The organism is Chitinophaga sancti (genome assembly GCF_034087045.1).
Taxonomy (GTDB): domain Bacteria; phylum Bacteroidota; class Bacteroidia; order Chitinophagales; family Chitinophagaceae; genus Chitinophaga; species Chitinophaga sancti_B.
On sequence record NZ_CP139247.1, the window covers coordinates 5,323,212 to 5,337,315 of the forward strand.

The 14,104-nt window shown below is 45.3% G+C and carries 8 protein-coding genes; 7 read left to right on the forward strand and 1 reads right to left on the reverse strand.

The genetic code is table 11. The annotated features are described in order from the left end of the window. Positions 1-19: 19 nt before the first annotated feature. The 7 genes from SIO70_RS21630 to SIO70_RS21660 all read left to right on the forward strand — a co-directional run bounded on the left by SIO70_RS21630 (position 20) and on the right by SIO70_RS21660 (position 8,946). Positions 20-2,206 carry a GumC family protein gene (locus tag SIO70_RS21630; RefSeq protein WP_320574218.1) on the forward strand — a complete coding sequence of 729 codons (2,187 nt, stop codon included), beginning with the start codon at positions 20-22 and terminating at the stop codon, positions 2,204-2,206. Further along, positions 2,206-3,276 (forward strand): acyltransferase, encoded by a 1,071-nt coding sequence (locus tag SIO70_RS21635; protein ID WP_320574220.1) that lies wholly within the window; start codon positions 2,206-2,208, stop codon positions 3,274-3,276. Before SIO70_RS21630 ends, SIO70_RS21635 begins: the two co-directional genes overlap by 1 nt. Before the next feature lie 3 nt (positions 3,277-3,279). Next, positions 3,280-4,629 carry a flippase gene (locus SIO70_RS21640; RefSeq protein WP_320574221.1) on the forward strand — a complete coding sequence of 450 codons (1,350 nt, stop codon included), beginning with the start codon at positions 3,280-3,282 and terminating at the stop codon, positions 4,627-4,629. Then, complete coding sequence (locus tag SIO70_RS21645) at positions 4,626-5,819, forward strand: glycosyltransferase (RefSeq protein WP_320574222.1); 1,194 nt, start codon at positions 4,626-4,628, stop codon at positions 5,817-5,819. Before SIO70_RS21640 ends, SIO70_RS21645 begins: the two co-directional genes overlap by 4 nt. A gap of 104 nt (positions 5,820-5,923) precedes the next feature. Next, positions 5,924-7,417, forward strand: a complete 1,494-nt coding sequence (locus SIO70_RS21650) for an O-antigen ligase family protein (RefSeq protein WP_320574224.1) — start codon at positions 5,924-5,926, stop codon at positions 7,415-7,417. Continuing rightward, on the forward strand, positions 7,414-8,124 hold the full coding sequence (locus SIO70_RS21655) for a TolC family protein (protein WP_320574226.1): 711 nt from the start codon (positions 7,414-7,416) through the stop codon (positions 8,122-8,124). Before SIO70_RS21650 ends, SIO70_RS21655 begins: the two co-directional genes overlap by 4 nt. A 33-nt stretch (positions 8,125-8,157) precedes the next feature. Then, the gene (locus SIO70_RS21660) at positions 8,158-8,946 is read left to right on the forward strand and encodes a prolyl oligopeptidase family serine peptidase (RefSeq protein WP_320574228.1); all 789 of its coding nucleotides are present in this window, start codon (positions 8,158-8,160) and stop codon (positions 8,944-8,946) included. A 124-nt stretch (positions 8,947-9,070) separates the two neighbouring features. On the opposite strand, the gene SIO70_RS21665 is transcribed toward SIO70_RS21660, so the two are convergent. Then, positions 9,071-13,792 (reverse strand): PKD domain-containing protein, encoded by a 4,722-nt coding sequence (locus tag SIO70_RS21665; RefSeq protein WP_320574230.1) that lies wholly within the window; start codon positions 13,790-13,792, stop codon positions 9,071-9,073. Between the last annotated feature and the right edge of the window lie 312 nt (positions 13,793-14,104).

Consider the following 14,104-nt stretch of genomic DNA (forward strand, 5'->3'; position numbering starts at 1 on the left):
CTTTAAAGAATACGCCGATATGGATTTGATTTATTTATTCAAATCACTACTGAGGAGAAAATGGTTAATCATCATCAGCACGTTTATAGCGGTGCTGGCGGCTTTTTTGTTAACCCTCAACCAGGAAAAACTGTACAAGTCTGTTTCCCAAATTGCTACCGGGTACACCATGAGTGACCAGGTAAAACTTAAAGATGAAAGCTTCAACGTGTATGAAATTGATGTAAAATTCAACAACGCTGTCGAAGCCATCAAGTCACCCCGGGTATTAGGTATGACTGGCTATAGCCTCATGCTCCATGACCTGGAAAACCCTGACAAACCCTACAGGGTACCCTCTGTAGAGGATCGCAAAAACCCTGTTTATCGTAAACTGAACAGGCAGAAGGCGATTGAAATTCTCACCAAAAAATACAACGAAGAACAATTGCTCAGTTCTTTCGATCCCCGGGAAAGGGAGATCCAGGAACTGATGATGATATATAGATATGACCTCGAAACAATGCGCAATGTATTGTACGTAGGTCGGGTACAAAGAACTGACTATATCGATATCCAGTACCGCTCTATCAATCCGGAGCTGAGTGCTTATATCGTGAACCAGGTAGTAACTGAATTCATGCGCAACTATGAATCCAGCCGTAACCAGCAAACCGTTCAGAACATCGAAACACTGAAGAAACTGGTAGACCAGAAGCGGGAAGAACTGGACGCCAAGATTGGTAACATCAAAACAATGGGTACCCTCGATGCCACTGTGGAAAGTTCTAACACACTGGAACAGATCTCCAACTTCGAAAGCAGACTCGCTGACGAAAAAGCCATCCTGAACAGTGCACAACTGGCCAGCCAGCAGGTGACCCAGCGTCTGTCTGAAATGGAAAGAAGCAGCTCACAGAATGCAGCATCTACCAATAGCGCTAATTCAGAGCTGGCCACCCTCCGTGAAAAAATGAATGATGCTTCTAATGAATACCAGAGCAAAGGAGGGACCGATCCGGAACTGTATAATAAATACAAAAAGGCAAGAAACGATTATTCTGCCAAACTGATGGCTATTGCGTCTGCAGCTCCAAGTGCCGCAAGTCCGGGTACCACCAGGGCCGATCTGCAACAGAAGAAAAGCGACCTGGACCTGCAGGTAAGATCTGCCCAACAGAACATTGCTTTTTACGAACAAAAGATCAGACAGCTGAATGGCTCCATGGGCGCTGCTGCGTCAAGAGGTGCAAACAACCTCGCGCTGCAAAAAGAAGTAGAACTGGCACAACAGGAATATGAAAGCATCAAATCCCGTTACGATGCAGCGGTGAACAACAAGATCGCACCGATGGATAACTTCCACCAGATCCTGTATGGTCAGCCTGCGGTTGAACCAGAACCTTCCAAACGTATCATCATTATCGCAATGGCTGGTATGGCCGTAGCGGTGTTCTGCTGTATCCTCATTATCTTCCTGGAATACATTGATGTAAGCATCAAGACGCCGACCCAGTTCCTGCGTATTCTGGAACTGAAACTATTGGGCGTTGTCAACAGGATCAACCTGAAGAAAACGCCACTGGAAGATATCTTTACCGATCCAACCCTCAAACAACATGATACGGCTGCTTTCCGTGAACTCCTGCGTAAGCTGCGTTTCGAAATGGAGCACAGTGGTAAGAAGATCTTCCTGCTTACCAGTGGCAAACCGGGCGAAGGTAAATCTACTATTCTGAAAGCACTGGCATATAGCTTAAGTCTGAGTCATAAGAAAGTATTGATCATTGATACACAGTTCCCACATAACACACTGACACAGGAATTTGAAGCGAAGCCCGTGTTGGAGAGCTTTAATGCTAATGAATTTAATTCCGAAGAGATCGCAGACCTCATCTCTCCTACTGCCATGCCTAATGTATTTATCATTGGTTGTGAAGGTGGCGAATATACGCCTGCTGAAATACTGAAACCAGGCAACCTGCTGGAATACCTGGGTGCACTCACCAGGGAATATGATTACATTCTGCTGGAAGGTGCTGCACTGAATGAACGCGCAGATAGTAAAGAACTGATGCAGTATGCGGATACTATCATTACCGTAGTATCTGCAAGATCAGGTGTGAACCAGACAGACAGAGAGACGATTTCGTTCCTGCATAGTCTGAATGGTAAGTTCAGTGGTGCAATATTTAATTTTGTTGAACCTGAAAATATAGATCTGTAATGAGCACAGCGAAACCGGGCAACAGGCTGGCGTGGATAGATTACGCACGGGGTATTGCCATCATACTGGTACTGTACCGTCACATCTTTGAAGGCATCAGCCGTTCAGGTGTGGAGGCTGCACAGTTTAGCTGGCTGGAAAATGCAAACATCATTTTCTACAGTTTCCGTATGCCCCTGTTCTTCATCCTGTCTGGTGTGTTCATTGGTAAAAGTCTGGCAAAGAGAGGGATGAAAAACCTGATCGTTAATAAATTCAACATCCTGCTGTATCCATATCTTTTATGGTCCGCATTGCAGATCACCATTCAGATTTGCCTGAGTGGACTGGTGAATGCAGACAGGGGGTGGGCGGATTACGGGTATATTTTTATATACCCCCGCCGCATCGATCAGTTCTGGTACCTCTATGCATTATTCAATGTAACAGTGTTGTATATACTTACGAAAGAAAAACTGCGGCTGAAGATCTGGCACCAGCTGGTGATCGGTTTCGCAGCTTATATGTACAGCAGTTATATCTCCGTACATCATATAGATCTCGGCTTTATTTACGACATCTGTCATTTCTATATCTTCTTCGCTATCGGCGAACTGGTTGCGGATCAGATATTGGATAGCACGAAGTATCCACTGTATGGCAGCTGGGGATTGTTTGCCGCCCTCCTGCCCTTCTTTGCCGCAGGCCAGTATTACTTCCTGATGACGAATTTAGGGACGTACAACCTCTTTGTAGAAGAACATCAACCAATATTATTTGCGCTCATCGCCCTTGTGGGTTGTGCATTTATGATCAATATATCATTCCTGTTACAGCGATATGGCAGTGTAAAGCTGCTGCGGGTAGCAGGATTCCATTCACTTTACATTTACGTTTCTCATGTGTTGGTCGCATCGGCTGTGCGTATGTGCCTGGTAAAGGTGTTTCACATCACCTACCTGCCAGTGTTGTTAGTGATCTGTTTATGCTTTGCCGTTGTGATCCCCATCCTGCTGTACAAAGCAGCTATGCGCGCAGGTGCATGGTGGCTGTATAGCCTGGAAAAGCCCATGGAACTTAAATTAAGCTAAAAAATGAGCAACCCGAAATACACCTACTGGCTGAAATCCGGCATCTACAGCGGATTACAGAAAATCGCCGTACTCCTGTTCGGGATCGGCAGTGTGCTGGTATTAACCCGCTCACTGACCAAATCTGACATGGGCGTATGGAACCTCTTTCTCGTATATACCGGTATTATCGAGATCATAAGACAAAGTCTGATTAAAAACGCTGTGATCAAATACATCAATGGTCACGCAGCGGAAGAACACCCCCATATACAGTCCGCTGCTTTATACCTCAATATTGTAATCACAGTCCTGATCGGTATACTGATCGCAGCCTTTATCATTCCCGTGAGCAAGCTATTACAGGCACCCCCATTAGCGATGGTGATGTACCTGTTCCTGCCCGGTTTATTGTTGTTAATTCCCTTCTCTCACTTTGAATGGGTACAGAATGCCAATGCTGACTTCAGGGGTATTTTCTGGGGGTATTTAAGCCGTCAGGGTACGAGTTTCATTTTGATCGTTGCGCATTTGCTGATTGATCATAATATTACCCTCACACACCTTATCGCCTACTTCGATGCAGGTTTGGTATGTGGCACCCTTGTATCGGGGTACTTTGCCCGGAACTTTGTGACCCGTCAGATTAAGTATCATAAGGAATGGTTTACCAGACTCTGGACCTTTGGCAGATGGGTGTTTGGTACGAACGTGAGCGCTTCTTTGTTCCGTAATACAGATACATTTATTATATCTTCTTTTTTAGGAACACCATCAGTCGCCTTGTACAATGTATGTTTGCGTATATCCAATCTCGTAGATGTGCCTTCGCAGGTATTAGGTGATATTTTATTTCCTAAAACAGCGAAGATGATGGAAGACGGAAACCTCCAAATGGTGAAGTACTATTATGAAAGAGCTGTAGGCAGTATTCTCGCTATCGCAGTACCCGCCAGCCTCGCTATTTTATTGTTACCCAGGCTGGTGATCGGCATCATTGCAGGTCAGGGATACATGGAAGCAATACCAATTTTGCAGGTCACTATATTTTATGGCCTGTTTCTGCCATTTATCAAGCAGTTTGGCACTATTATGGATTCAATAGGCCTTCCCAAACTGAATTTTTATGTAATCACTGTAACGGCTATCTGTAATATATTCATCTGCATGTTCTATACCCGGCAGATGGGACTGATGGGCGCTGCTTATGGTACCATGACCTCATATGGCATCTGCTTCATTATCACGCAGACCATACTTTACCGTAAGCTCAATACCAGCCTGCTCAATGTGGGAAAATATATGCTGCAATTCTACCCGGAAGCGATCTCCGTGGTACAGCAACGTTATTTACTAAAATGGAAAGCAAGATGATCAGGAACAGGGATATAATCGTAGTAGGCTTACAGCCCTGGGATATTAAAATCGGGAGTAACTGTAAGAACATGGCGCAGGAACTGTCACAATACAACCGTGTACTGTATGTAAACCGCGCACTTGACAGGATCTCTGCCATCAGATCCAGCGATGACGAAATGGTGCTGACCAGAAAAGCAAGCCTCCGTGGCAACACCAACGATCTGAAGCCTGTCACTGCTTCGCTCTGGACCCTGGATCCACGCACCGTACTGGAATCTATCAACTGGATTCCAGTGCCATCGATCTTTGACAGGATCAACTTAGTCAACAATAAAAGACTCGCCCGCGAAATCAACCAGGCAGCCAAGCGACTGGGATTTAACGATGCGTTGTTGTTTATCGATAATGATTTTTTCCGTGCACAATACCTGCCTGAATTGCTGGAAGGTGTAAAGGAAACGATCTACTATATCAGGGATAACCTGACCAGTCAGCCATATTTCAAAAAACATGGTGTAAGACTGGAACCATTGCTCATGCAGAAAGCTACGATGGTCGCTGCCAATTCAGCTTACCTCGCAGCATATGGTGCAAAGTATAACAAAGCATCTTTTGATATCGGACAGGGTTGTGATTTTGGTTGGACGAAAGAAGAAAATCCACCTTTCAACGATTTCAAAAGGCCTGTGATCGGGTATGTAGGTGCATTGATCACTTCCCGGCTCAACATCTCATTGCTGGAACAGATTGCTACACAACGTCCTGAATGGACACTGGTACTGGTAGGGCCGGAAGACGAGGCATTCCGTAACAGTTCGCTGCATCAGTTGAAGAACGTACACTTCATGGGTGCCCGTCATGGAGGAGAACTTCCATCATGGCTCAGCACTTTTGATGTATGTATCAATCCACAGGAGCTGAATGAGATGACCATAGGTAACTATCCCCGTAAGATAGACGAATACCTGGCACTGGGCAAACCCGTGGTAGCAACAGATACGGTAGCGATGCAGATTTTTGCACCTTATGTATATCTCTGCAAGACAGCAGATGACTACATCACAAACATCCACAACGCCCTGCAGGAAGGTGACAACACCGAACTGCAGGAAGCAAGAAAAGCCTTTGCATTTTCACATACCTGGGAACAGTGTATTGCATTAATGGGGGCATACCTTGAACAAACTCAAAACGTAGAAGCATGAAAGATAACAGGTTTTCAGACGATCGGTTATTAGAGATCACCGTGACACTCTTCATCGGATTCACGTTGTTCTTCCTGGCATTAAAAGTTTTATTCTTCTAAGATATGCGACAATCACTCATCACAAGAGCAGCACCTCTGCGAGGATCCGGTGTACTTGACAAGCCACTGGCCTTTGCCGCTGTGTTAGTAGTTGCCATCAGCATCAGCCTGCTGGTGGGCTACGAAGATTACCGCATAGGTATGATCATCTCAGCAGGTTTGCTGGGTGGCATGGTCACCCTGATCTGTTTGTTCAATACCCGTCTGGGTTTTCTGATCACGACAGTATTGGGTTTCTTTATGTTTTACATTAAGCGCATGTCTGACGATACGCTCCCCATGGGTGTGGCCGTCGATGTACTGACAGCGGTGACCTTCATCGGCGCGTATTATAGAAAGACGATTCATAAGCAGCGCATCTGGCAGTATATGAAGAATCCTGTTTCTTACATGTACATTATGTACCTGGGATTTCTGCTCATCGAATTGTTCAACCCCTCTATGTACTCAGTATCGGGTTGGATATTTACCGTGCGCAAGTTTGTCAACTTCGTGATGATCTATTTTATCGGCCTGTTCACATTCAACAGTGTCAAAGATGTAAAAGATTATCTCAAACTCTGGTTATTCCTGTCCGTACTGTGCGGTGCCTATGGCTGTTTCCAGGAGTGGTTTGGGTTACTGGGCTTTGAAGAGCACTGGGTAGTAAGTGATCCGGTGCGTTACAGACTGTACTTCCAGGGTGGTGAGATCAGGAAGTTCTCCTTCCTCTCCGACCCTACTGCTTATGGCATATTGATGGCGTGCAGCATTGTGTTTGCCATAGTACTGGCCATGACCACACAAAAGCCAAAACAACGTAACTGGCTCATAGTGGGCATTATCATTATGTGCCTGGGTATGGCCTTTTCCGGTACGCGTACGGCTTACTTTATGATACCCGGGGGGCTGGCTATCTATTTTCTGATGACCATCACGAACCGTAGAACATTGCTGTTTATGGCAGGGTTCTTTATGTTTATCGTGGTGCTCATGTTCGGCCCATTTTCCGGCAATAATACGGTAAACCGTATACGTACGTCCTTTCACCTCAAAGATGATGAATCGATGAACGTGAGGGATGAAAACAGGCATCATATACAACCTTATATACTGCGGCATCCCATCGGGGGTGGTGTAGCAACTTCCGGGGTATTGGGTATACAGTACAATCCAGGCCATCCGCTGGCAGGTTTCCCCCCGGATAGTGGTTACCTACGGACAGCACTCGAAACGGGCTGGATCGGGCTAATAATCACCATGACGCTATTCTTTGTGACGCTCCTGGTAGGAGTAAAAGGATATTACCGGGCCAGGACCCAGGAGGTCAGGGCGCTATATGTAGCTATTGTAACAGGGCTATATGCCTACATCATCGCACACTACGCACAGGTGGCCATCGGGCAGATACCCGGCGCATTCTTCTTTTACAGCGCCATGGCCATCATCGTAAAAATGAAAGATTTCGAAACACCTTCTCATACAAATTCAGACCAAGCAAAAACTATAACAACATGAAACAGCACATCAGCATCCTTTTAATTTTCCTCGCTACAGGCCTCACAATGAGCGCACAAAACAAGACTTTACCGTCTACCCCTTCCAAAGATGTATCTGCAGAAGACATCCAGGAAAAACTGGTACAACTCGCTTACGAGAATCCAGACCTTAAAGTAAGAGTATACGAAAAACAAAGAGCAGAATATGAGCTCAATAAAGCAAAGGGTAACTGGCTAAATTACGTGACCCTCAGTGCAAACTTCAATGATGTCACACTGGGTCGCTTCAAAAACTCGGGCGACTATCGTGCACAGGTATACTACCCGCTCTGGAACGTAGGTGTGAATGTGCCATTGGGCTCCCTGGTTGGTAAAGGCGCTGATGTAAAAGTAGCGAGGTCGAATGTAAACATCGCCTCTGCACAGGAAGAATCAGCTAAAAGACAGATCAAAGCAATGGTATTGTCCAAATACCACGACTACCTGATGAACAAACAATTGCTGGCTATGCAAAACGAAATCACTGAAGATGATTTTGCAGCATTCACACAGGCAGAAAGCAAACTGGCGGCAGGCAGCATTTCTTACGAATCATATACATCCGCATCACAGTTGTATAATAATGACAGAACCAAGAAGCTGAATCTGGAAAGAGACCTGGCTAATGTAAAGCTGGAAATCGAAGAGCTGATCGGCGTGAAGCTGGAGACTGTTATCGCCCAGTAACCCGGGCTCATTCATTAAAACTAATTATTTGTCATGGTAAAAAGTACCACTACAATTGTTGCACTCTTGTTCGTAATGTGCATACAAACAGTGAACACCTATGCGCAGCACAGAATGGACAGTATTCTTATTCCGGTAAATCCCTGGAATAAAATAGGGGCATTGCTGCAGCTCCCGGACGATTATAATAAGTCCAAAAAAGAGTACCCCCTGATCGTTTTTCTGCATGGAAAAAGCAAATCAGGACATGATCTGTCTAAGTTATACATGGAAGGTATTCCTTACTGGATCAATAATGGAGAGAAAATAGAAGCTGTAAATCCCGTTGATGGTAAACTGTATAAATTCATTGTTGTTGCGCCACAGGCGCCTAGTTGGGGACTGAAACCAGCAGAGATCAAACGCCTGCTGGACGATGTAGAGAAACATTACAGGGTAGATCGCTCCAGGATATACCTCACTGGTTACAGTGCAGGCGGCTGGGCGACGGTGATGGCTATGACGGATAATGCGACGCTGTCTAACCGTATTGCGGCAGCAGTACCCATGTCGGTAGCAACGATTGATGAAGCGAATATGAAACGCTTTAAGCTGGTAGCAGATGCGAATATCGCCACCTGGTACCTGGCTGGGACGGACGAACCACATTTTCTGGAAGAGTGTGAGCGGTATAAGGATAGTACGAACTCTCATAAGCCAAATCTGGCTAAGCTAACTATATTGGATGGATTTGCACATCATACCTGGAAAGCACTGTATGATACGAAGAATAAGCAGTATGGTATGAATATTTACGAGTGGATGTTGCAATACAAAAAGTAATAAAAATAGAGGGTGTATCCAGGTTAGATACACCCTCTATTAATTCGGATACCTGATGGAAGCAGATTCCATTTAAACGATTCTCAGGAGCTTCATTTATTTATGATACCCCCTCATTTCTCATTCAATTCACTTTTATAAACTTACTGGTTAGTTTCATGGACTTACCATCCGTTATTTCAAGAATATACAGCCCGTTTGCTAAACCACTTACATCAAAGGTTTTCATTACTGTATTCGTGGTACCCAAATAATAAGTACCCCTGATGTACCCGTTGCTGTTAAATATTCTTACAACAAGATTGGCCGTCTCTTTCACCACCAGCTTCAGGTTGAGAGAGGTACTGGCAGGATTAGGATACACCTGCATAGTGACTTCGCTGTCATCCACAGCCGCAGACTTGCCATTCACATACACCGATACTTCGTCGGTGGCGGTGGCGCCATATGTGTCTGTCACGGTGAGACGAAAAACATAAGTGCCTGCCTGTGAGAATGTAATTACCGGTGTTTCAGAAGCCGGATTCAGAATGGTCACTGCAGCAGCAGTTCCACTCACCAATTCCCATTTATAAGAAGAGATATAATTATTGGTAGTAGATCCGGCACCCGTCAGTGTCACTGTATTCACAGTTGGCAGGGTGATGCTCTGATCTGCACCTGCATTGGCCACAAGGCTATTGTTGCTGGCTGCTTTCACAATTATATTGATATCATCGGTTGCAGTTGCCCCATCATCATCAGTCACTGTGAGTCTGAATACATAAGTACCTACATAAGAGAGCTGATTGATATCTGTCTTCGCAGCAGTAGAAGACGGTACAGATGCCGTAGACGGCCCAGATACCTGTGTCCATTTGTAAGATACGATAGCGCCATCACTGTCAGTAGAACCAGATCCATCTATGGTAGTGGTGTTCCTCGGCATCGTGATGGTGATATCGCTACCCGCATTGGCTACAGGTACTTTATTGGCAACAGGTGTAGAAGTAGTCGCAGCTTTTACGGTGATAGTCACAGCATCAGTAGCAGTCGCACCATCATCATCCGTCACAGTCAGGGTAAATACATAAGTTCCCGCAGTTTTCAGGTTAGTGATCACCGGCGAAGCAATGGCTGTATTGCTGATGGTAGTAGTAACAGGACCAGAGGTCTGTACCCATTTGTAAGTTTTGATAGAACCATCGGAGTCTTTGGAACCTGTACCATTCAGGGTAACAGTGGTCGTAGGCAGGGTGATGGTTTGATCTGTACCAGCATTGGCAGTAGGTGCTACATTCGCAATAGTCGCAGCTTTTACGGTGATAGTTACAGCATCAGTAGCAGTCGCACCATCATCATCCGTCACAGTCAGGGTAAATACATAAGTTCCCGCAGTTTTCAGGTTAGTGATCACCGGCGAAGCAATAGCTGTATTGCTGATGGTAGCAGTAACAGGACCAGAGGTCTGTACCCATTTGTAAGTTTTGATAGAACCATCAGAGTCTTTGGAACCTGTACCATTCAGGGTAACAGTGGTCGTAGGCAGGGTGATGGTTTGATCTGTACCAGCGTTGGCAGTAGGTGCTACATTCGCTGCATTCACAGTAATGGTGACAGCATCAGTAGCAGTCGCACCATCATCATCCGTCACAGTCAGGGTAAATACATAAGTTCCCGCAGTTTTCAGGTTAGTGATCACCGGCGAAGCAATAGCTGTATTGCTGATGGTAGCAGTAACAGGACCAGAGGTCTGTACCCATTTGTAAGTTTTGATAGAACCATCAGAGTCTTTGGAACCTGTACCATTCAGGGTAACAGTGGTCGTAGGCAGGGTGATGGTTTGATCTGTACCAGCGTTGGCAGTAGGTGCTACATTCGCTGCATTCACAGTAATGGTTACAGCATCAGTAGCGGTAGCGCCATCATCATCCGTCACAGTCAGGGTGAATACATAGGTGCCTGCAGCAGTGAGTTTAGTCAATACCGGCGAGGCGATGGCCGTACTGCTGAAAGTGGCAGTTACAGGACCCGAAGTTTGTACCCATTTGTAAGTTTTAATGGTTCCGTCACTATCAGTAGATCCGGTACCATTAAGTGTAACAGTTGTAACGGGCAAAGTAATGGTCTGGTCAGTACCTGCACTGGCAGTGGGCGCTACATTTACAGCAGTACCGGATGCATATTCATCGGCACCTACATCGTATGCGCTGCCTTGTGGGCGGGCGTTGCCATCTATATCAATTTTGAAATAAGCGCTTAGATCCTTGCCCTGGTCGATGGCAGGAGAACCCGTTGCCAGGTGGAAATTCTTATTAGCTGCATCTACAAACTTCACAGTCGCAGCATCCGGATAGTTCAGTCCATTTGCAGATGTGTATGAAATACCGGATTGAATAGTCAGGTATGCGAGTGCTCCCCTGGAAGCCAGTGAACCAGGTTTTACCGCAAGGTTGTTGACAAAGAGGTTGCCGGTACCATCTGTACCATTTGAATTCTGCATACGGATCGCATCTCTGCCTGAGTTGACGATGGTGTTGTTCATTACATACACCTGCAGTGGTTTGTAGTTCTGTTTGGTAGGGCGGTCATCGATGAAGATGGCATCCTGGCCTGCACTGGTACCATCTATACCACAATCGCTGAGGATGTTGTTGTAAACGTAACTCAGACCTGTACCGAATATTTCAATACCGTTACCGGTACCTTTGATCACCGTGTTGTTGTAGACCTTACCATTGGACTCACCCCCAAGGATGATACCCGCCTGCTGGCTACCTTTGTTTTGAACACCGTAGTTAGATACCTTATTATTATAGATCTCTACATTCTCAGGTGCGGAAGCTACCTGGATACCATCCCAACCTGTATTGGCAGTGATAACATTGTAAATTTTCAGGTTATAAATACGTGGAGGTAACAAGGTGGTAGATACACCGTTGCAGGTAGACGTTTCACCATTTGGCGCGGTGTTACCAATGTACATACCCTCGCCGGTTACATCGTGTATATAAAGATCATGCAGTTTTACATTTCTGATAGCGAAAGTTGGATACTGGTTGTTGACATCGCAATCAGGGTTTACTTTTGCCATCACCCCTACTTCAGAGCCGGTGATCTCAAAGTGATCCGCTTCATAATCGGTACATCCCTTGCTGATACCAAGACCTACGTTCAGTTTCTTGCTCACTCCGTCTACACTAAAGCCATAAGTGTCTGAACTACCTGTACCCGTTACTTTGAAATATTTGGCATTGTTGAATACAAAACCATAGCTACCACCATTCCCTATTTTTACCTGGCCACCGCAGTTGATGAATACGATTGGTTTGGCAGTGGTACCGGTGATGTTGAAGAACTGGATATAGTCGTAACTACCTGACTGGATACATACGGTATCACCTGGTTGAACACCCAGGTTGTTACCATTAATATATGCACCGCCATCCGTACCTGGTGTAATGAGGAACTTGCAACTGGCGCAGGCGGTCTTGCCACCGGTAGCGGCATTTACGGTTACGGTGACTGTTTTGCTGCTGCTACCTGTAGTGTTCTTCACGGTCAGTGTAAACACATAGGTACCAGCTATCAGGTTGCTGGCAGTGATCTTCGCAGTGCTGGTGCTGCTCAGTGTAGCAGTAGAAGGACCTGAAGTTTGTGCCCATGTATAACTGGTGATGGTACCGGTAGAAGAAGAACCGTCTAAAGCAGTGCTGTTGGTAGGTAATGTAATGCTCAGGGAAGAAGAGGCGACTGCTGCCACCGGAGCGGCTGTTGCAGCGGCTTTCACCACTACTGTTACAGTCTGTGAACTACTCCCGGCAGAATTAGATACCGTTAGTTTAAAAACATAAGTGCCGGCAACGAGGTTGCTGGCAGTGATCTTTGCAGTGCTGGTACTGCTCAGTGTAGCAGTAGAAGGACCTGAGGTTTGCGTCCATGCATATGTAGTAATGGTGCCGGTAGAAGTGGAACCATCTAAAGTAGTACTATTCGTTGGTAAGGTTATGGTCAGGCTGGAAGAGGCTACGGCAGCTACAGGAGCGGATATGGTAGAAGAAACGTTGTTGCGGCTGTATTGAAGCATCCATTCGTAAATGTTAGGATTCTGGTAAGTGTGGTTGGGATCATATGCTTTGTCCCAAACATCATCGCTGTGTGTACCACCGCTGTATTCGGTAGCAATAGGTGTGATAGATGGACTACACGCCTTCATATCAGCGATGTAATCACGTTGGTTGCCAATAAAGCTGTCGCTGGTGCCACAGAGCATCCATACAGCAAGTTTGCTGCTGGCGACATTACATAGTCCTGCAAATTTATTTGCATCAATTGCTGCTGAAGACACGGGTACGATAGCAGCCAGGTTATCTGAATAGGTTGTACCGGACGCGATGTAATTTAATACACCATAACCACCGGCACTTAACCCGGTCAGGTAAATACGGGATGCATCTACTCTGTACTTTGATTTAATATCATTCAGTAGACTTTGCACCATGGTCTCACTTGCCCATCCATTGGGGATTTGCGGAGATACCACGATAAATTTAAACAACTTTCCATTGACTGTATACTGCATCTTTGCACCGTTTGCAATTACCTTTGGTACACCATGCGCTAATACAGCGTTGACATCAGTTCCCCCCTCTCCTACGCCATGCAGGAAAATTAAAAGAGGATAACTGGTCGATGTACTGTTGTAATCATCCGGTAAATGCAGCCAGGCACCTGTAGTTTGGCTGGTGCCTAGTTTTACAGTGATCGCAGTCTGGTCTCCCTGGGCTTTCAATACATAGGGATAGACAGATGCGGTTAATAACAGACAGGCACATATTAGTAGCCTGACAATAGGTAGGTTCTTCACGTTTGGTTAAAATTTAGTAGCGTTTTACAATAGCCAACATTTTTTTTAATAGTACATTGTTTCGATCTGATGTGTCTCAATCGTCCCGAGCAAAAATAGGATACATATTTGTTTTTTAATAAAAAAAACAAATATAAAGTATTAAATAATCTATATTTATTAAATATACGTAACACTTTGAAGAGAAACAAGATGTACTTTAATCTTCACCTCCGTTTTTTTTGATTTAATTCCATGCTAAAAATGTTATCCATTTTAGCTGAGACACAGGGATCATTTTAACTGTTTCGACTTAGGATATGTGTGTAGTAA